General features: G+C 69.1%; 17 protein-coding genes. 3 read left to right on the plus strand and 14 right to left on the minus strand.

Annotated features, from left to right (window positions below; genetic code table 11):
• Positions 1-106 precede the first annotated feature (106 nt).
• Both BM004_RS05130 and BM004_RS05135 read left to right on the plus strand, forming a co-directional pair.
• On the plus strand, positions 107-319 hold the full coding sequence (locus tag BM004_RS05130; protein WP_093124443.1) for a hypothetical protein: 213 nt from the start codon (positions 107-109) through the stop codon (positions 317-319).
• A 57-nt stretch (positions 320-376) separates the two neighbouring features.
• Positions 377-916, plus strand: a complete 540-nt coding sequence (locus BM004_RS05135) for a DUF6886 family protein (RefSeq protein WP_093211635.1) — start codon at positions 377-379, stop codon at positions 914-916.
• Positions 917-941: 25 nt separating this feature from the next.
• Here BM004_RS05135 and BM004_RS05140 read toward each other — a convergent pair whose 3' ends face one another.
• The 8 genes from BM004_RS05140 to BM004_RS05175 all read right to left on the minus strand — a co-directional run bounded on the left by BM004_RS05140 (position 942) and on the right by BM004_RS05175 (position 10,964).
• Positions 942-2,399, minus strand: coding sequence for an N-acyl-D-amino-acid deacylase family protein (locus BM004_RS05140; RefSeq protein ID WP_093211637.1), 1,458 nt, complete (start codon positions 2,397-2,399; stop codon positions 942-944).
• A 256-nt stretch (positions 2,400-2,655) separates the two neighbouring features.
• On the minus strand, positions 2,656-3,651 hold the full coding sequence (locus BM004_RS05145; protein ID WP_093211639.1) for an ABC transporter ATP-binding protein: 996 nt from the start codon (positions 3,649-3,651) through the stop codon (positions 2,656-2,658).
• Positions 3,648-4,688 carry an ABC transporter ATP-binding protein gene (locus BM004_RS05150; protein WP_093212033.1) on the minus strand — a complete coding sequence of 347 codons (1,041 nt, stop codon included), beginning with the start codon at positions 4,686-4,688 and terminating at the stop codon, positions 3,648-3,650. Before BM004_RS05150 ends, BM004_RS05145 begins: the two co-directional genes overlap by 4 nt.
• Before the next feature lie 10 nt (positions 4,689-4,698).
• Positions 4,699-5,613, minus strand: coding sequence for an ABC transporter permease (locus BM004_RS05155; RefSeq protein ID WP_371268840.1), 915 nt, complete (start codon positions 5,611-5,613; stop codon positions 4,699-4,701).
• Between the two features lie 12 nt (positions 5,614-5,625).
• Positions 5,626-6,561, minus strand: a complete 936-nt coding sequence (locus BM004_RS05160; RefSeq protein ID WP_093124453.1) for an ABC transporter permease — start codon at positions 6,559-6,561, stop codon at positions 5,626-5,628.
• A 30-nt stretch (positions 6,562-6,591) separates the two neighbouring features.
• Positions 6,592-8,178: an ABC transporter substrate-binding protein gene (locus BM004_RS05165; protein WP_093124454.1), complete on the minus strand. Its 1,587-nt coding sequence runs from the start codon at positions 8,176-8,178 to the stop codon at positions 6,592-6,594.
• Positions 8,179-8,247: 69 nt separating this feature from the next.
• Positions 8,248-9,699 (minus strand): M81 family metallopeptidase, encoded by a 1,452-nt coding sequence (locus BM004_RS05170; protein WP_093211641.1) that lies wholly within the window; start codon positions 9,697-9,699, stop codon positions 8,248-8,250.
• An 86-nt stretch (positions 9,700-9,785) separates the two neighbouring features.
• A complete protein-coding gene (locus tag BM004_RS05175) occupies positions 9,786-10,964 on the minus strand; it encodes an NAD(P)/FAD-dependent oxidoreductase (protein WP_093211643.1) in 1,179 nt (392 codons plus the stop codon).
• Between the two features lie 203 nt (positions 10,965-11,167).
• On the opposite strand from BM004_RS05175, the gene BM004_RS05180 reads away from it, so the two are divergent.
• The gene (locus BM004_RS05180) at positions 11,168-11,941 is read left to right on the plus strand and encodes a helix-turn-helix domain-containing protein (RefSeq protein WP_256219783.1); all 774 of its coding nucleotides are present in this window, start codon (positions 11,168-11,170) and stop codon (positions 11,939-11,941) included.
• Positions 11,942-11,974: 33 nt separating this feature from the next.
• Here BM004_RS05180 and BM004_RS05185 read toward each other — a convergent pair whose 3' ends face one another.
• The 6 genes from BM004_RS05185 to BM004_RS05210 all read right to left on the minus strand — a co-directional run bounded on the left by BM004_RS05185 (position 11,975) and on the right by BM004_RS05210 (position 18,572).
• The gene (locus BM004_RS05185; RefSeq protein WP_256219784.1) at positions 11,975-14,227 is read right to left on the minus strand and encodes a DUF3300 domain-containing protein; all 2,253 of its coding nucleotides are present in this window, start codon (positions 14,225-14,227) and stop codon (positions 11,975-11,977) included.
• Positions 14,228-14,410: 183 nt separating this feature from the next.
• A complete protein-coding gene (locus BM004_RS05190; RefSeq protein WP_093124461.1) occupies positions 14,411-15,046 on the minus strand; it encodes a DUF3299 domain-containing protein in 636 nt (211 codons plus the stop codon).
• Between the two features lie 3 nt (positions 15,047-15,049).
• The gene (locus BM004_RS05195) at positions 15,050-16,312 is read right to left on the minus strand and encodes an ABC transporter permease (RefSeq protein ID WP_093124463.1); all 1,263 of its coding nucleotides are present in this window, start codon (positions 16,310-16,312) and stop codon (positions 15,050-15,052) included.
• A complete protein-coding gene (locus BM004_RS05200; protein WP_093124464.1) occupies positions 16,309-17,070 on the minus strand; it encodes an ABC transporter ATP-binding protein in 762 nt (253 codons plus the stop codon). The genes BM004_RS05195 and BM004_RS05200 overlap by 4 nt, the downstream gene beginning before the upstream one ends.
• Before the next feature lie 3 nt (positions 17,071-17,073).
• Positions 17,074-17,667 (minus strand): DUF2796 domain-containing protein, encoded by a 594-nt coding sequence (locus tag BM004_RS05205; protein ID WP_093124467.1) that lies wholly within the window; start codon positions 17,665-17,667, stop codon positions 17,074-17,076.
• Entirely contained in the window at positions 17,664-18,572 is a 909-nt protein-coding gene (locus tag BM004_RS05210) for a sulfurtransferase (RefSeq protein ID WP_093211649.1), read from the minus strand. Before BM004_RS05210 ends, BM004_RS05205 begins: the two co-directional genes overlap by 4 nt.
• Positions 18,573-18,587: the final 15 nt, after the last annotated feature.

Consider the following 18,587-nt stretch of genomic DNA (forward strand, 5'->3'; position numbering starts at 1 on the left):
GGCGGCGGGAAACTTTCCGACACCGACGCTGCGTGCCGGATGAGCCGCGGCGGCTGAAACAGGCGCACCATAGGGGGCCTGTCAGAAATCAGCCGAGGAACCGATCATGAACAACATCGACGCCACCGCACGAGCCGCTTCGTCCGCCGAGGACGAAGAGGACAACACGCCCGCCGATGATTTCGAAGAACCGGACAGCGACGTGTCCGACGACCTGTCCGAGGAAACAGGCATCGACCTGACGGACGCGAGCGAGCTCGACGCCGACAACGTGCCGGCCGACGAGGAGTTCGACCGGGTCATGAACGCACCGGACTGAACGTCGCGCTGCAGGTCTGCCTGCCAGCCTGTCAGCCCGCCGCGGTTACGCTGCGGCATGCGCCTGTTTCACTTCAGCGACAACGCTGACATCGACTGCTTCGTGCCTCGCCCGGTACGAACACCCGCCTTGCGACCCCCGGGCATGCAATGGCTCAACGGCCCCCTGGTCTGGGCGATTGCCGAGGACCATCAGCGGCTCTATCTCTTCCCCCGGGAGTGCCCGCGCATCGTGCTGTGGGCGCGCGACTGCACGACCGCGGCCGATCGGCAGACATGGCTGGGCGACACACCGGCCGGCACTTCTGCCGTTGCGTACATCGAGACGTGTTGGCTGCAGCGCGTCGAGCGCGAGACGCTCACACGCTATGAGCTTCCCCTCGACGGTTTTCAGGACATCGACGATGTGGGCATGTGGGTCTCGTCGGCCACCGTCGTGCCGAGCCGGGCGACCCGGATCACCGACTTGAAAGCCGAGCTTGCGGCGTGCCGGACCGAACTGAGGGTGGTGGAGTCCCTGCGTCCCCTCAAGCCCGCGTGGAACTCATCGGTGCACGCCAGCGGCATTCGCCTGCGCAATGCCGCCGACTGGTCGTAGGCGCGTAGGCGGCATTGCGCCTGCTTCAGGCGGGTTCCCGCCGCGTGATCACCTGCCCGTTGCGCGCGCCGCTGTGCGTGCCGTGGCGCCAGGTCACCGCGCCGTTCACGATCACCGCGTCGATGCCTTCGGCCGGCTGCGTCGGCGTGTCGTAGTTGGCGGTGTCGCGCACCGTCGCGGCGTTGAAGATCACCACGTCGGCGTGGTGGCCGGGCTTCAGCGTGCCGCGTTCATGCAGGCCGAAATTGCGGGCGGTCAGGCCGGTCATTTTCCAGACGGCCGTTTCCAGCGGGAACAGCCCCACGTCGCGGCTGTAGTGGCCAAGCACGCGCGGGAAGGTGCCCCACAGGCGCGGGTGCGGCTTGTCGCCCAGCGGAATGCCGTCGGAGCCGATCATGGTTTCGTCGAACGCGAGGATGCGTTGCACGTCGTCCTCGTCCATCATGAAATAGATCGCGCTGCCGGGCTGCAGCCGCTGGGCCGCTTCTTCGCCCGACACGCCCCATTCGGCCGCGATGTCCTTCAGGTCGCGCCCTGCGCATTCGGGGTGCGGCACGCTGGAGGCGATGAGCACGCGGCCTTCCATCATTCCGCGGTCGGTGCGGATCATGGTGGAGCCGGCCGTGTAGGGGTAGCAGTCCAGCCCGATGCACTGGTGCTGCATCGCCTCCTGGATGAAGGGCAGCGTGACCTTGGTCTTGCCGAAGTTCTGCGTGTTCTGCACCTTGTGGTGCGACACCACCACCGGAATGTCGAGCGCGCGGCCGATGTGGAAGGTTTCTTCCAGCGACTCCATCACGCGGTCGCTTTCGTCGCGCATGTGTGTCACGTACAGCGCCTTGCGCGCGCTGAGCGGGCGGCCGACCTCGATGATTTCCTCGGTCGTGGCTTTCACGGCCGGCGGATAGAACGTGCCGGTCGACATGCCAATGGCACCGGCCTGCATGGCTTCTTCGACCAGCGCCTGCATGGCGGCAATCTCGGTGTCGTTCGCGGGGCGGTCGAGGTCGCTCATGACCACGGCGCGCAGGGTCGAGTGGCCCACCATCGCCGCCACGTTCACCGATGACGGCGTGGCGCGCAGCGCGTCGAGGTACGCGGCAAAGCTCGTGAAGCGGCCTTCCGCCGGCGATTCGAGCAGGCTCAGTGGCATGGGCAGTTCCATGTCGATGCGCAGCGGCGCGGCGCTGATGCCGCAGTTGCCGGCCACCACTGTCGTCACGCCCTGCGACACCTTGAACGGCATTTGCGCTTGCGACAGCACCGCCTGGTCGTCGTGGGTGTGCGAGTCGATGAAGCCGGGCGCGACGATGCGGCCGGTGGCGTCGATCGTTTGTTCGGCTGTGTGGCCTGTGAGGTTGCCGATGGCGGCAATGCGGCCGTCGACGATGCCTACGTCGGCGTCGAAGCGCGGCGCCTTGGTGCCGTCGATGACGGTGCCGCCGTGGATCAGCAGGTCGTAGTGGGGGACTGGTTCGTTCATTTCTGTCCTTTCAGTTTTTCAGGCGATGTTGTTTGTTTGCTGTCGTTCTTGGCGCTGTTGTTCAGGGCGCGTGCACAGGCCACCGGGTACTCCCCTCCGCGAATGTCCCCCGCTTCGCTCCTCCTTTATTTCGCTGCGGGGAGCACCCGATGCCCTGTGCACGAGGGCACGCTCTGAGTGCTCGCCCGATCAACAACTGCTCCGGATAACGCCCACCCCGTCGGCGTGAGCGCACCCTGAACAGCCGCGCTTCATCTCATCGAAAGTGGCAAGCAACCCAATGACCGCCACTGGAAGAAGAAGTGCGTTTTCCCAGCTCAGGCACCTGCTCCTTGCACACAGCCTGCGCCATAGGGCAACGCGTATGAAAGCGGCACCCCGAAGGCGGATTGGCCGGGCTCGGCGGATCGCCCTGCAGCAACATGCGCCGCGCGGGCGTGCGCGGGTTGGGCACCGGCACGGCCGACAGCAGGATCTCGGTGTACGGATGCAGCGGCGCGGAGAACAGCGTGTCGCGGTCGGCCACCTCCACGATGTGCCCCAGGTACATCACCGCCACGCGATGGCTGATGTGCCGCACCACCGCCAGGTCGTGCGCCACGAACAGGTAGGCAATGCCCAGTTCGGCCTGCAGGTCCATCAACAGGTTGACCACCTGCGCCTGCACCGACACGTCCAGCGCGGACACGGGCTCGTCGCACACGATGAGCTTGGGGTTCAACGCCAGCGCGCGCGCAATGCCCAGCCGCTGCCGCTGGCCACCCGAAAACTCGTGCGGAAACTTCTTCGCCGCTTCAGGCCGCAGCCCGACCCGCGAGAACAGCCACTGCACGCGCTCGCGCCGCTCGGCCGCCGCGCCCATGCCGAAATTGCGCAACGGCTCCGCCACGATGTCGCCCGCCGTCAGCCGCGGGTTCAGCGAGGCATACGGGTCCTGGAAAATGATCTGGAGGTCGCGCCGGCGCAGGCGCATCTCCTCGGCCGAGAGCGACAGCAGCTCCTCGCCCTCGAGCCGCACCGAGCCCGCGCTGGGCTCCACCAGCCGCAGCACCGACTTCGCCGTGGTCGTCTTGCCGCAGCCCGACTCGCCCACCAGCGACAGCGTTTCGCCGCGCGCCACCGAGAACGACACGCCGTCGACCGCCTGGATCGGCGGCTTCGCCTTGGCGAGCCAGCGCTTGGGCGAGGTGTAGTGCTTGCGCAGGTTGCGCACCTGCAGCAGGGGTGCTGCGGTTTCGGCGGTCGTCGTCATGCGGCCATCTCCTCGGCGCGGGCCGGTTGTTCCCAGTGTTCCTCGACGGCGAAACAGGCCACCACGTGGTCGCCGCCTTGCTGCGAGAGCTGCGGCGTCTCGATTCGGCAGCGTTCGCGCGCATGGCCGCAGCGCGCCGCAAAGGCGCAGCCGCGGCCCAGCTCGTGCGCGGCCGGTACCAGGCCCGGTATCTCGGTGAGCCGCGTGCTCGCGGTGTTCATCGCGGGCATCGAGGCCATGAGCGCGCGGGTGTAGGGGTGCAAGGGGCGGTCGAACAGGTCGATCACGTCGGCTTCTTCCACCTTCTTGCCGGCGTACATCACCACCACGCGGTCGCAGCTCTCGGCCACCACGCCCAGGTCGTGCGTGATCATCACCACGCCCATGCCCAGCTCCTTCTGCAGCCGCTTGATGAGGTCGAGGATCTGCGCCTGGATGGTCACGTCCAGCGCGGTGGTGGGCTCGTCGGCGATCAGCACCTCGGGGTTGCAGGCCAGGGCCAGCGCGATCATCACGCGCTGGCGCATGCCGCCCGACAGCTGGTGCGGGTACTCGTTCACGCGGCGCTCGGGCTCGGGGATCTGCACCACGCGCAGCATTTCCACCGCGCGCTTCATCGCGTCGGCGCGGCTGGCCTTCTGGTGCAGCTGCACCGTCTCGGCGATCTGCCGGCCCACGGTGAGCACGGGGTTCAGCGAGGTCATCGGCTCCTGGAAGATCATGGAGATGCGGTTGCCGCGAATCTGGCGCATCTCGCGTTCGCTCAGCTGCATCAGGTCGGTGCCGCGCAGGCGCACGGCGCCCATGTGGCGGCCCGGTGGCGTGGGCACCAGCCGCAGGATGGACAGCGCCGTCACGCTCTTGCCGCAACCCGATTCGCCGACCACGCCCAGCGTGCGGCCCGCGCGCACGGTGTACGAAACCCCGTCGACCGAGCGCACCACGCCCGCCAGCGTGTGGAAGTGGGTGCGCAGGTTGTCGACTTCGAGCAGCGGTTCGCCCGGTGCGAGCGCGGTGTGGGACATGGTGATGCTCATGGCGCGTTGCTCACAGTTGCCGCGCCAGGCGCGGGTCGAGCGCATCGCGCAGGCCGTCGCCCAGCAGGTTGATGGCCAGCACCGTGGCCGCCAGCAGCAGCCCCGGGTACAGGATGATGTGGAACGCCACGGTCACGAAGTTGCGGCCCTCGGCCATCATGTTGCCCCAGCTCGGCGTCTGCGAAGGCACGCCCACGCCCAGGAAGGAGAGCGCGGCCTCGGTCAGCACCGCCGCGGCCGCCACGAAGGTGGCCTGCACCACCAGCGGCGCCACGATGTTCGGCAGCACGTGGCGCAGCAGGATGGCCGGCAGCCGCGTGCCCACCGCATGCGCGGCCTCCACGAACAGCTGCTCGCGCAGCGTGAGCGCCAGCGAGCGCACCAGCCGCACCACGCGCGGAATCTCGGGCACGGTGATGGCGACGATCACCGTGGCGAGGCTGGCGCGCGTGACGGCCATGAGCGCAATGGCCAGCAGGATGCCGGGGATGGCCATGAGGCCGTCCATCACCCGCATGATGGGCCCGTCCGCCCAGCGCACGAAGCCCGACACCAGCCCCAGCGCAACGCCGAAGCAGGTGGCCAGCACGGCCACCGCGGCGCCCACGATCATCGACACGCGCCCGCCCCACACGGCGCGGCTGAACACGTCGCGGCCCAGCGCGTCGGTGCCGAACCAGTGCTCGCCCGAAGGCGGCTGCATGCGCGCGAGCGGGTCGATGTCCTGCGGGTCGTGCGTGGCGATCCACGGCGCGGCCAGCGACAGCACGGCCACGGCGATGAGCAGCAGCGCGCCGATGATCAGCGTCGGGTGCTTGCGCACCCAGCGCCAGCGCGGCGGCACGAAGGGCGCTTCGTCGGCGGCCGTGTCGGCGGATGCAGGGGCGGGAGCGGGCATGGTGTTCAAGGGAAGTACCGTGGACATGGCGTGGGGCTCTCAGTACTGGATGCGCGGGTCGAACAGGCGGTAGCTCAGGTCGATCAGCAGGTTGATCAGCACGTACACGCCCGCCGACAGCAGCAGCACGCTCTGGATCACCGGGTAGTCGTGGCGCTGCACCGAGTCGATCACCAGCCGGCCCACGCCCGGAATGGCGAACACCGTCTCGGTGACGACCACGCCGCCGATCAGCAGCGCAATGCCCGCGCCGATGGTGGTGGCGATGGGAATGGCCGCGTTGCGCAGCGCATGCCCCAGCACCGGCAGCACGCCCAGGCCCTTGGCGCGCGCGGTGCGGATGTAGTCCTCGTGCAGCACCTCCAGCACGGTGGCGCGCGTCATGCGGGTCACCAGCGCGATGTACACCAGCGCCAGGTTCACGCAGGGCAGCACCAGCGAATTCAGCCACTGCAGCGGCCCGTCGGCAAAGCGCGCGTAGCCCTGCACCGGAAACCACGGCAGCTGCACCGCGAAGGTGTAGACCAGCAGGTAGCCGACCAGGAACACCGGCACCGAGAAGGCCAGCACCGCGAACAGCATCACCAGCCGGTCGATCCAGCTGCCCGCGCGGTAGGCCGCGAGCGTGCCCAGCGGCACCGCCACCACCAGCGTGATGAGCATGGTGAGCGCCGCGATCGACACCGTGGGCTCCAGCCGCTGCCCCAGCAACTGCGCCACCGGCACCTGCGTGAAGATGGACGTGCCCAGGTCACCGGTGAGCAGCTTGCCCAGCCACAGCGTGAACTGCTGCCACAGCGGCAGGTTCAGGCCGAGCGCGGCGCGCAGCTTGTCGATGTCCTCGGTGGTGGCGAGGTCGCCCGCGATCAGTGCGGCCGGGTCGCCCGGCGAGAGGTGGATCAGCAGGAACACCACCACGGCCACCACCGCCATCACCGGCAGCGTGGAGAGAAAGCGTCGAACGATGTAGCCCATGGGGTGCCCTGTGCGCGCCGTTCGCCGGGCTTACTTGTCGAGGGCCCAGAACACGGGCATGCCGGCCCAGAGCTTGTCCAGCCCCTTGAGGTTCGAGCGCGCGGCGTTCGCGGCCGAGTACTGGCCCGCGTTGATGTACGGCACGGCCTCGAAGGCGCGGGCCTGGAAGGCGTCGAGCAGTTCCTTGCGCTTGGCCGGCACGGTCTCCTTGAGCCAAGCGGTGCGCAGTTCGTCCAGCGGCTTGTCGCAGGGCCAGCCGGGCAATGTGTTGCCGCAGGCCGCGCCCAGGTAGGCGTTGGCGATGGGCGAGTTGGCGTCGAACTCGCCGGCCACCGTGACGTACATGTTCCAGCCGCCTGCGTCGGCCGCGTCGCGCTTGGCACGGCGCGCGCCGATGGAGGCCCAGTCCATGCTTTGCGCGTCGACGTTGATGCCGATGCTCTTCATGGTCTGCGCGGCCATCAGCGCCTCGGCGTTGAGGTAGGGCACGTCGCTGGGCACCATCAGCACCACCTTTTCGCCCTTGTAGCCGGCATCGGCCAGCATCTTCTTGGCCTTGGCCACGTCGGCCTTGCGGTAGGGCTCGGCGCCGGCGGAGGTGTCGTTGGGGCTGCCGCAGATGAAGTAGGTGGCGCAGTAGGCCATGCGCATGTCCAGCGGGAAGCCCATGGCGGCCACGAAGCGTTCCTGGTTCACGGCCTGCATCAGCGCCTGGCGGACCTTCGGGTTGTCGAAGGGCGCGTGCAGCTGGTTCATCACCAGGAAGGCCTGGTAGGCGCCGCCCGAGCCGATCTTGATGTTGGTGTCCGCGCGCAGCGGCGCAATGTAGTCGGGCGGCAACTGCTCGATGAAGTCGACCTCGCCGCGCTTGAGCGCCGACACGGCGCTGTTGGCGTCGGGCAGGTAGAGCCATTCGACGCGATCGAAGCTGGTCTTCTTGCTGCCGGCCAGGCCGCTCGGCGGCTCGCTGCGCGGCACGTAGTTGGGGTTGCGCACGAACACCGTCTTGTTGCCCGGCACCCATTCGTCGCGCTTGAAGATGAAGGGGCCGGAGCCCAGCACTTCGGGCAGCGGCGCGGTGGCCGGCATCTTCGCCAGCCGCTCGGGCAGCACCACCGGCGGAAAGCCCGAGGGCTTGGCCAGCGCGTCGAGCACCATGCCGAAGGGCTCGTTCAGCGTGAGCGTGAAGCTGCGCGCGTCGGTGGCCTTCCACTCGGCGCCGACGGCCGTCATGGCGCGGCCCAGGCTGTCGCGCGCGGCCCAGCGCTGCAGCGAGGCCACGGCGTCGGCGGAGGTGACGGCGCTGCCATCGGAAAACTTCAGTCCCGGTCGCAGCGTGAAGCTCCACTGCTTGCCGTCTTTCGAGGTGGTGTACTTCTCGACCATCTGCGGCTGCGGCTTGCCCGTGGCGTCCTGTGCGAACAGGGTGTCGTACACCATGTAGCCGAAGTTGCGCGAGATGTAGGCCGTGGTGAAGGTCGGGTCGAGGATCTTCAGGTCGGCATGCGCCACCACCTTCAGGGTCTTGGGCGGTGTCTGGGCGAGCGCGGGAAGGCCCGCGGCAAAGGCGCCCGAGATGGCCAGGGCAGCGAGGGCGGCAAGCGTTCGTCGTTTCATCGTCGGTTCTCCGGTCGGTGGGGGCGAAAGAAAGTCAGGAAAGGGGCAAGAAGAAAAGAAGGAAGGCGCTCAGGCCGCGGCGCCGATCGGCCACTTGGGCAGGCGTGCCTTGCGGTAGGGCAGCGTGTTCAGGTCGAGCGTCACGGCGCCGGGCGCGCCCGCGTAGATGACGTGTTTGGCCACCTTCGAATACGACGCATAGAAATGCTGCGAAGACTTCACGACCACGATCTTCTTCGTGGCCAGGTCGCAGCTCAGCTGCGTGAACATGTCGGTGCCCATGGCCTGGTTGCGCCGCGTGATCAGCACGATGTCGATGCCGCCGACTTCGACGAGCGCGCAGTCGCCCATGGGAATGGGCGTGTTCGACAGGCCCGTCATCACCAGGTCGTGCTTCAGCGCCTTCACCGTGCAGTCGAGGTCCAGCGGGTCGCCCGACAGCGGGCTGATCTTGCCGCCGATGCGCATCTGCAGCCGCGCACCCACGCCCGCGTCGAAGGCGATGCGCACCGCGATCGGGTCCCACATCGGGCCGAGCGCCGCGTTGCCGATGCCGCGCTCCAGCATGCGTTTCAGGATGAAGGTGGAGTCGCTCGCCGCGCCACCGCCGGGGTTGTCGGCGCCGTCGGCCAGCACCACCGGGCCGCCGTCGAAGGCCAGCGCCTCGTCGAGCGAGGCGTCGATGCCGGGGTAGTTCACCGTGAGGCCGTCGCGCATGGCGATGACCTCGTCGGCCAGCTGGCGCGCGAGTGCGTCGGCCTTGGCCTGGTCGCCGTCGGTGTAGACCAGCACCTTGGTGCCCATCTCGGGCACGTCGCCCCAAGAGAAGCCGTGCGTGAGCGAGACGGTCAGCACGCCGTCCTTTCCTTCGAGCGACTGCATGCGTTCCACGAAGCCGCGCGCCGGCTCGCGCGACGTGTGCACCGTGACGATCATGTCGCAGTCGACCACCGCGGCCACCGGCTTGACCTTGCCCTCGGCCGCCGCCGCGCAGATGTCGACCAGCTCCAGCCCGCGCTCCAGGATGTCGGTGTGCGGGTACTCCTTGAAGGAGATCATCACGTCGGCGTTGTCCACCATCGCGGGCGTGAGGTGGTTGTGCGGGTCGAGCTCCGCGCCGATCACCACGCCGGGCCCGACGATCTGGCGCACGCGTTGCAGCATGTCGCCTTCGCAGTCGTCGTAGCCGTCGGCCACCATCGCGCCGTGCAGGCCGAGCAGCACCATGTCCACCGGCAGCGCGGCGCGCAGGTCGTTCAGCATTTCCTCGCGCAGCGTCTCGTAGGCGTGGCGCGTGGTGGTGCCGCTGGGCTGCGCGCCGGCCACCATGCCTTCGAGCAGCGTCCAGCCCTTTTCCTTGCCGCGGATGCGCGCCGCCCACAGCGGGCCCGAGTACAGCGTGAGCGCATCGGGGTGCTGGCCGGCGGGGAAGTAGCCGCGGTCCTGGAAGGAGGCGATGCCCGTGGGCATCGGGCCGAAGGTGTTGGTTTCGGTGGCGAGGGAGGCACTGAAGACACGCATGGTGGGGACTCGTGAGGAAGGGTTGTTCTTGGGGACAGGTAGCGGGCGTATCTGCCGTATCAGCCGTATCAGCCGTAGCGGCTGTATCAGTCGGCCTTGGCCGCGCGCAAGCGCTGCGGGCCCAGCATCTGCGCCGTGAGCCCGAACGACGCGATGCGCTCGGGCAGCGGCAGCCCGCGCGCGAGTGCGGCGCAGGCCTCGCCCATGGCGGCCGAGGTCTGGATGCCGTAGCCGCCTTGCGCCGCCACCCAGAAGAAGCCGGGCACGCCGGGTTCGAAGCCGCCCACGAGGTCGCCGTCGGGCACGAAGGAGCGCAGGCCGGCCCAGGTGCGCGTGGGGCGGCGGATGCTGAGCGTGGTCGCCTCCTCGATGCGGTGCATGGCGATGGCGATGTCGAGCTCTTCGGGCTGGATGTCCTGCGGCTCGACCGGGTCGGCGTTGGCGGGCGAGCCGAGCAGCATGCCGGCGTCGGGCTTGATGTACCAGCCCTCGTCGGCGCCGAACACCATGGGCCAGCGCGCCACGCTTTCGTCGGCCTTGCCGTTCGCGCCTTCGGGCGGCGCGAAGATGAAGGCCGAGCGGCGGCGCGGCTCGATGCCCAGCGGCGGCACGCCGGCCAGCTGCGCGATGGTGTCGACCCAGGCGCCCGCCGCGTTGAGCACCACCGGCGCCTCGTACACGTTGCCGCCGGCCTCCACGCGCCAGCGTTCGCCCACGCGCTCGATGGAGGTCACGCCCGCATCGCACACCAGCTGGCCGCCGGCGCGCCGCATGCCGCGCAGGTAGCCCTGGTGGATGGCGTGCACGTCCATGTCGGCCGCGTCGGGCTCGTACACGGCGCCCAGCACCTGGTCGGGGCGCAGCACCGGCACCCTCTCGCGGGCCTGCTCGCCGCTCAGGCGCGAGGCGCCGGTGTCCATGGCGCGCAGCACCTCCCAGTGGGCTTCGAGCTCGGCCATGTGCTCGGCGCCCGCGACCATCATCGCGCCGCGCGGCGTGAGCAGCGGGTGCTCGCAGAAGCCTTCGGGCGGGTGTTCGAGGAAGGCGCGGCTGGCCATGGTGAGGGCGCGCACCTGCGCCGTGCCGTAGCTTTCCATGAAGAGGGCGGCCGAGCGGCCGGTGGAGTGGTAGCCGGGCTGCGATTCGCGCTCCAGCAGGATCACGCGGGCATGCGGTGCCAGCCAGTGGGCCGCCGAGGCCCCGGCAATGCCGCCGCCGATGATCAGGAAATCGGCCGCGACAGGAGTGGGTGTGGAAGATGTCATCGGCGAAAAGTGTAGGAACAAATTTGCGGATACGCAAATAAAAAGAACCCCACCAAGGGGAAACCATGGCGCACCGTATCGGTGAAATTTGCGTTCACGCAATTTGCGTATACGCAACTTCCGGGCCCGCGTCACCCGGGTTGGCATGGATGGCGCGCGGCGGGGCTGGCAGAATCTGCCTGCATCACAAGAGAAAGACGCGCGTGAATCCACACACAGGGAACAAGCCGGCAGCCAGGCCCAGGGAGCAGCCTCCCACCCTGGACCGCACCACTTTCGGCCATCGGCTGCGCACCGCGCGCAAGCGTTTCGGCTGGACGCTGGCGCAGCTGGCCGAACGCTCGGGCGTGTCGATCACCACCATCTCGCGCGCGGAGCGCGGCCAGCTCGCGCTGGGCTACGAGAACTTCACCGCGCTGGGCAGTGCGCTCGACATGGACATGAACGCCATGTTCGCGGGCGCTGGCGTCAAGCCCGCGCAGCTCGACGGGCCGGTGGTCACGCGGGCGGGCAAGGGCGTGGTGTACCGCGGGCTGGCCATTGCCTACGAGTTCCTGGGCACCACGGCGGCGGGCAAGCAGATGAGCCCGATCGTCGGCACGGTGCACGCGCGCGAGGTTCACGGGCCCGAGGATTTCGTGCGGCACGCGGGCGAGGAGTTCGCCTATGTGCTCTCAGGCGAGATCGACGTGCACTTCGACAACGGCGAGGTCGTGCGCCTCGGGCGCGGCGACTCGCTGTACTTCGACAGCCGGCTCGGCCATGCCTATGTGAGCGTGAGCCGGCAGCTGGCGCGCATCGTGGGCATGACGATCGGCGAGAGCGGGCACATGAAGTCGGCGCGCGAGGCACCGATGATGACGCCGGCACCTGCACCTGCACCGGTGGTCTCGCGCAGGCGCAAGAGCCAGCCGCTCTCTGCGCCGGCCCCTGCACCTGTCGCGGCGAAGAAGGGCACGGCGCGCGTCAAGCGCTGAGCGTTCGGTTGAACGCTCGCTGACAGCGCAACGTCAGGGCTGCTGTCCGGGCTCGCCGGGGCGGGGCGGACGCTGGCGTTGCGCGGCTGCCGCCACCGCGGCCGCCCGCTGTTGCTGCTGGGCCTGCTGCTGCTGAGCTTGTTGTTGCTGGTGCTGCTGCTGTTGGGCCTGTTGTGCTTGTTGGGCCTGCTGCTGTGCGCGGGCTTGTTGCATCTGCTGTTGTTGCTGCATCTGCTGTTGGCGCTGCTGCTGCATCGCCTGTTGCTGTTGCTGCTGTTGTTGCTGAGCCCGGGCGGCCTGCTGCTGGGCTGCCGCCGCTTGCTGCGCCTGCTGTTGCTGGACTTGCTGCTGCTGTGCCTGCTGTTGAGCCTGTTGCTGGCGGCGCATCTGCTCCTGCTGCGCCTGTTGCTGCTGCCGAGCCTGGTTCTGCGCCTCCTGTTGTTGCGCTTGCTGCTGCTGTTGCTGGCGCTGGACCTGCTGTTGTTGCTGTTGCGCCTGTTGCTGCGCGCGTTGCTGGGCCTGCTGCTGGGCTTGCTGCTGTTGCGCCTGGTTCTGCGCCACCTGTTGCTGCTGTTGCTGGCGCCGTGACTGCTCGGCCTGGCTCCGTTGCTGCTCCTGCTGCTGGGCTTGCTGGGCCTGCTGCTGCTGGCGTTGCTGTTGCTGGGCAAGTTGCTGTTGTTGCTGCTGTTGCGGTCCTTGCGGATTGCCGCCGCGCGCCTGTTGCTGCACCTGCTGTTGGGCCTGTTGTGCTTGCTGGGCCTGCTGCAGCTGCTGGCGGCGCTGCGGGTCTTGCTGTTGCTGCTGTTGCAGCCCCGGCGGGTTGCCGCCGCGTGCCTGCTGCTGGGCCTGTTGTTGCGCCTGCTGGGCTTGCTGCATCTGCTGGCGGCGTTGCTGCTCCTGCTGTTGCCGCGCTTGCTGCTGCTGGTCGCGCGCCTGTTGCTGCTGCGCCTGCAACTGACGGGCTTGCTGTTGCTGTGCCTGTTGTTGCTGGGCTTGCTGCTGCGCGCGCTGCTGGGCTTGTTGTTGCTGAGCCTGTGCCTGGGCCTGTTGCTGTGCCATCGCGGCCTGCTGTTGCTGGCGCTGTTGTTGCTGCTGCTGCGCGAGCATGGCCTGCTGCTGTTGTGCCTGCTGCGCCTGTTGTTGCTGCGCGAAGGCCGGCCCCGCCGCGAAGTTGGGCGGCACACCGCCGCGGCCGCCACCGTTGTTGATGTTCGGGTTGCGCACGTTCACGTTGTTGACCACGGTGGTCGAGCGCGAAATGTAGGTGCTGTTGTTGTAGACGACGGCGGGCCGCGCGAAGGCCTGCGGCGGCGGTGCGCCACGGTCGCGGTCGCGCCCGCGGGCCCGCGGCGCGCCCCAGTTCACGTTCCAGGAATTCCAGCCCCAGCCGTGCCGCTCGAGCGCGCTGCCGACCACCACGCCGGCGCCGAAGGCGAGCACGCCGGCCGCGGCCAGCTGGCCGCCGCTGTAGCCCGGTGCCACTTCCACCGGCGGCGCGTACGCATAGCCCGGGTACACCGGCTCCGGCGCACCGTAGATCACCTGCGGGTCGTAGGCCGGCACATACACCACGTCGGGCTGCACGGGCTCGATGGTGATGAGCTCCTGCGGCGCCTCGATCACGGCCGGACCGCCGTACATCGCCTGCATGTCCGGTGCGGGCACGTAGTTGCGCGGCGTGGCGGCGCTGGCCACGCGCAGCTTGTCGTTGTTCTTCAGGCGGCCGGCCTTGGCGGCGCGCTGGCGCATGACCTGGATCGCGTTCATCACGTCGGCCGGGTCGTTGTAGTAGGCCTCGCCGAGCGCCGTGGTCCACGGGATGTTGCCGGCCAGCTGGTCCACGACGGGGCGGAAAGCGGTGAGCGACTTCACGCTCGGGTCCCACGGCTGCTGGTTGGCCGCATCGGCCAGCGGACCGGCCTTGAGGCTGCGGTTCTGGCCGAGCCACGCGTGCGCGGCGGTGATCTGCTCGGGGTAGGTGGCGCTGGCCAGGATCTGTGCCACCAGCTTGTCGGGGTACAGCGCGATGGGCGCGACCATCTGGTAGAGCTGTTCGGCGGCAGGCGGCGTGTAGGCGGCTGGCACCGCTGCGGCCGGCGCGGCTGCGGCCGGCGTGGCTGCCGCGGGCGTCTGCGGCACCGAAGGCGCGGGGATGCCGGTCGCCGGATCGCCGGCCGCGACCGGCTGGCTGGGCGTGACAGGGGTCTTGTCGCAGCCTGCGAGAACGAGTGCGCCGATGCACAGCGAGATCGTCAGCAGTCGCGGGGCGAGGTTGTTGTTTGTCATCTCGAGTTCCATGAGAACACCGGTGTCGTGCCCGGAACTCTTTCAACGGCGCGCGGCAACAGGCGATGACAAAGCCTGCGCCGCGGATGCAACGGTCTGTGTCGGTGGCGCGCCGTCAAGCCTGTCGGCGCAGAACCACACGGCCGGGAGGCCGCGGGCCACCCGGCTCACGCGAGCGGTCCCTCACTTGGCGCCGCCCGTGTACTTGGTGACGTTGGTGGCGCTCACGTGGTAGCCGCTCACGCCCATCATGGAGTCGTTGCGCAGCGTCTGCAGCTTGCCGGTGACCCACACGGTGTCCATGGCGCGGAACTTGGCGCCCTTCTGCGGCACCACGTGCAGGATCTGGTTGGCCGGCGGCGGCGGCGTGTGGATGCAGGCGCCGAAGTAGGGCACCAGCAGGAACTCGGTGACCTCGCCCTTGGCTTCCTCGAGCGGCACGATGAAGCCGGGGATCTTCACTTCCACGCCGTTCATCGAGGGGTTGGTCGGTGCGTTGTTCGACACCTCCTGCATCTTCATGAGCAGTTCGTTGGCCTTGGGGTCGCCGTCGTCGAGCGCGCCCAGGTCGAGGCCCTTGAACTCCTTGGCCGGGTCCCAGTCCTTGGGCACCAGTTCTTCCCAGGTGATCTGGCGCGGCTGGCCCGGCGTGGCCTTGGCGGCGGCCGGCGGCGCTGCCTTGCCGCCGAGCGGGTTGGTGGCGGTGGTGTCCTTGGCGGCGGGCTCGGCCGACCAGGCGGCGGCCGCGAGGCCGGCGCCGGCGATCAGCATGGAAAGCCGCAGGAAGGCCTTGGAGGTCGTTGCGTTGGCGATAGGCATGGTTCAGATTCTCGGTGAGAGGCCGTCGGCAAGGGAGAGGCGGTAGGCGCGGATGCCGGGCAGCAGGCTTGCCAACCAGCCGGCGACCAGCAGGCTTGCCATCAGCAGCCATTCGTTCAGTGTAGGTTCGGACAGGCTCAGTGTCAGCCCGAACTGCGCCTGCAGCCATGGCGAGAGCAGGGCGATGCCCAGCACCGCCATCACCAGGCCGAAGGCCACGCCCAGCACGGTGACCATCGCGCCTTCGAGCGCCAGCAGGGCCAGCACGTGGCGCAGGCCGGCGCCCACGGCGCGCAACACGGCGAGCTCGCGGCGGCGTTCGTTCAGGCCCGCCATCACCACCGACACCAACCCCGCGAGGCTCACCAGCGCCACCAGCGCCGACATGAGCAGCAGCGCGTTCTCGCCGATGCCGATCACGCTCCACAGTTCGTCGAGCGCCACGCCGGGCAGGATGGCCATGAGCGGCTCGCCGGTGTAGGTGGAGATCCAGCGCTGCACGCCGAACACGGCCGCGCGGTTCTTCAGGCCCACCAGCGCGGCCGTCACGTTCTTGGGCGTGAGGTCGAACTTGCGCACCTGCTCGGCCGGAATGTGCACGCCCGGCATGGGCGCGCCGCCCACCCATTCGAGGTGGATGGCTTCCATGGCCGCCAGGCCGATGTGCACCGTGCGGTCGACCGGCGTGCCGGTGCGCGCGAGCACGCCGACCACGGTGAAGGGCTTGTCGGCATGCTCGGCCACGTTGAGCTCGCCGCTGCCGTGCGCGAGCGTGATCTTCTGGCCCACGTGGTAGCCGAGCTTGTCGGCCACCTCGGCGCCGACCACGGCGTCGAACAGTTCGCTGAAGGGCTTGCCCTCGCGCATCTTCAGCAGTTGCCTGTCGCCGTAGCGAAAGCGCGTGAAGTAGTCGGTGGACGTGGCCAGCACCGCGAAGCCGCGGTGCGAGTCGCCCAGCGACAGCGGCACCACCCAGTCGACACCGGGGTGCGCCTGCAGCGCCTGCACGCTCTTCCAGGAGATGTTGTTGGTGGCCGCGCCGATGCGGAACACCGAGTACAGCAGCAGCTGCGTGGAGCCGGTGCGCGCGCCCACGATCAGGTCGGTGCCCGAGACGGACGACGCGAAGTTCTCGCGCAGCTCGGTGCGGATGCGCTCCACGCCCAGCAGCAGGAAGGTCGACAGCGCGATGGAGAACACCGTGAGCGCGAGCGTGAAGCGGCGGTTCCAGGCACTGCGCCAGGCAATGGAGAAAAGCGCCTTCATGCGTCCACCGCCATGGCGCTGGTCGCTGCGCGGTTGATCTCGGGCAGCAGCACGTGCCGCGCGAAGCGCTGCGCAATGCGCTGGTCGTGGCTCACGAACACCAGCGCGCTGTGGTTTTCCACGCAGGCCGTGAGCAGCACGTCGAGGAAGGCTTCGCGCCGGTCCTCGTCGAGCGCGGAGGTGGGTTCGTCGGCAATCACCACCTCGGGCTGGCCGATGAGCGCGCGCGCCGCGGCCACGCGCTGCTGCTGGCCCACGGAGAGCTGCAGCGCCTGGCGCTTCCACAGGTTGCGGTCCAGGCCCATCTGGTCGAGCAGGTGTTCGGCCTCCGCGCGCGAGTTGCCGTTGCGCGAGGCCTGCGCTTCACGCCGGGCCGAGAAGCGGCAGGGCAGCAGCACGTTGTCGAGCACGCTCAGGTAGGGCAGCAGGTTGAACTGCTGGAAGATGTAGCCCACGTGCGCCACGCGGCTGCGGTCGCGCTGGGTGCCCGAGAGCTGGGACCAGTCGTGGCCCAGCAGCATGACGCGGCCTTCGTCGGCCACCAGCACACCGGCCAGCAGCGACAGCAGCGTGCTCTTGCCGCAGCCGCTCGGGCCGTGCAGGAACACCGATTCGCCGGCCGCGATGCGAAAGGCCTCGATGTCGATGCACGGCGTCTTGCCGCCGGGCCAGGTGAAGCGCAGCGCCTCGGCGGCGAGCACGACGCGCAGGGGCGAGCCGGCCGCCGCTGCCGACGCCGCCTGATGGGTGGTGCTCACGTGCTACTTGCCCCAGCTCAGGCGGGCGGGCTGCGCGGCCTGCGCTCCGGCCGGGCGCTTCAGCTGGCGCTTGAACTGGCCTTGCGCGGAGGCGATCTGCGAATCGATCTGGCGCAGGCCCTTGAACGCGCCGAACAGGTTCACGTCGATGAACTTGGCGGCACCCGCGTTGGTGCAGTTGAAGGAGAAGGTGGCGTCGAGGTCGGCATGGCCGGCGGGTTCGGCGGGGTCGGGGTTGCCCAGGCCGAGCGCGCCGGAGCGCAGGTCGACCGGGCCGAGCTTGCAGTTGGCCGCGGGGTCGATCGCGAAGAGCTTGTCGGCCGCGCGCAGCTGGGCCACGGCTTCTTCCACGGCCTTCTTCTCGGCGTCGGTCTTGGGGGCGCGCTCGAAGCCCACGATGTTGTCCAGCGGCGACTCCATGTCGATCACCACCGTGGGGCCGTCGACGGCCACGTCGAGCTTGAGCTGGCCGTGCACGTGCGCGTGCTGCTGTTGCGCCTGGGCCGTGAGGAACGGGGCGGCCGCGAAGAGGGCGGCGGCCAGTGCGAGACCGGTGGTGCGTTGCAGTGTCCGGAGTCGTCGATTCGTCGATGTCATGGTTCAGCGCCTTGCCGGGTCGGCAGCCCCGGCGTGTTGCTCCATTCGCTCCAGCTGCCGGCATAGAGCGCGGTCGTCCCCAGGCCCGCGATCTGCATCGCGAGCAGGTTGGGCACGGCGCTCACGCCACTGCCGCATTGGTGGACAACGCTCGCCGGGTCGCGTCCCGCGAGCAGCGATTCGAACTCGGCACGCAATTGCGATGCCGGCTTGAACTTGCCGTCGGGACCGATGTTCTCGGCGAAGGGGCGGTTGAGTGCCCCGGGGATGTGACCGGCAATCGGGTCCAGAGGTTCCACCTCGCCACGGTAACGTGCACCGGCACGCGCATCGATCAGGTTCTGGTCAGGCTGGCCGAGCCGGCGCACCACCGTGGCGGTGGTGACGAGCTTCGCAATGGGCTCGCCCGTGACGAAGTTCGACTGGAAGCGCGCGGGCTCCTCGCGGTTCGTGACCTCGCCGCCCGCGGCCTGCCAGGCCTGCAGGCCGCCGTCGAGCACGGACACGGCGTCGTGGCCCATCCACTTGAGCATCCACCACAGGCGCCCGCAGTAGTTGGCGCCGTTGCGGTCGTACACCACGGCCTGCATGCCGTTGGCAAAGCCGATGCCCGAGAGCCACTGCGCGAACTTCTCGCGGCTGGGCAGCGGGTGGCGCCCGCCGGAGGCCGGCACGCCGTCGTCCTGCGCCACCACCACGTCGCCGTGCGCGCCGGGGGCGCCGTGCCTGGCGCTCAGGTCGGTGTCGAGGTTGGCGTGGTGCGCGCCCGGGATGTGCGCGGCGGCGTACTGCTGCGCGCCGGCGTCGGGCTTCATGAGGTCGAAGCTGCAGTCGAAGACCATGAAGGGCTGATCGCCCGCCTGCAGCTGGTGGAGTTGTTCGACGGAGATGAGGGTGGTGTACATGGCGCGTGCTCCTTC

This window comes from Variovorax sp. OK212 (assembly GCF_900112425.1).
Lineage (GTDB): Bacteria > Pseudomonadota > Gammaproteobacteria > Burkholderiales > Burkholderiaceae_C > Variovorax.

Coding starts and splice junctions, on each gene's coding strand:
- BM004_RS05165 (WP_093124454.1), bottom strand. CDS start 8,178: ATGAAACGACGAACGCTTGCCGCCCTCGCTGCCCTGGCCATCTCGGGC.
- BM004_RS05190 (WP_093124461.1), bottom strand. CDS start 15,046: ATGCCTATCGCCAACGCAACGACCTCCAAGGCCTTCCTGCGGCTTTCC.
- BM004_RS05160 (WP_093124453.1), bottom strand. CDS start 6,561: ATGGGCTACATCGTTCGACGCTTTCTCTCCACGCTGCCGGTGATGGCG.
- BM004_RS05185 (WP_256219784.1), bottom strand. CDS start 14,227: ATGACAAACAACAACCTCGCCCCGCGACTGCTGACGATCTCGCTGTGC.
- BM004_RS05135 (WP_093211635.1), top strand. CDS start 377: ATGCGCCTGTTTCACTTCAGCGACAACGCTGACATCGACTGCTTCGTG.
- BM004_RS05155 (WP_371268840.1), bottom strand. CDS start 5,613: ATGTCCACGGTACTTCCCTTGAACACCATGCCCGCTCCCGCCCCTGCA.
- BM004_RS05145 (WP_093211639.1), bottom strand. CDS start 3,651: ATGACGACGACCGCCGAAACCGCAGCACCCCTGCTGCAGGTGCGCAAC.
- BM004_RS05150 (WP_093212033.1), bottom strand. CDS start 4,688: ATGAGCATCACCATGTCCCACACCGCGCTCGCACCGGGCGAACCGCTG.
- BM004_RS05140 (WP_093211637.1), bottom strand. CDS start 2,399: ATGAACGAACCAGTCCCCCACTACGACCTGCTGATCCACGGCGGCACC.
- BM004_RS05175 (WP_093211643.1), bottom strand. CDS start 10,964: ATGACATCTTCCACACCCACTCCTGTCGCGGCCGATTTCCTGATCATC.
- BM004_RS05170 (WP_093211641.1), bottom strand. CDS start 9,699: ATGCGTGTCTTCAGTGCCTCCCTCGCCACCGAAACCAACACCTTCGGC.
- BM004_RS05195 (WP_093124463.1), bottom strand. CDS start 16,312: ATGAAGGCGCTTTTCTCCATTGCCTGGCGCAGTGCCTGGAACCGCCGC.
- BM004_RS05205 (WP_093124467.1), bottom strand. CDS start 17,667: ATGACATCGACGAATCGACGACTCCGGACACTGCAACGCACCACCGGT.
- BM004_RS05210 (WP_093211649.1), bottom strand. CDS start 18,572: ATGTACACCACCCTCATCTCCGTCGAACAACTCCACCAGCTGCAGGCG.
- BM004_RS05130 (WP_093124443.1), top strand. CDS start 107: ATGAACAACATCGACGCCACCGCACGAGCCGCTTCGTCCGCCGAGGAC.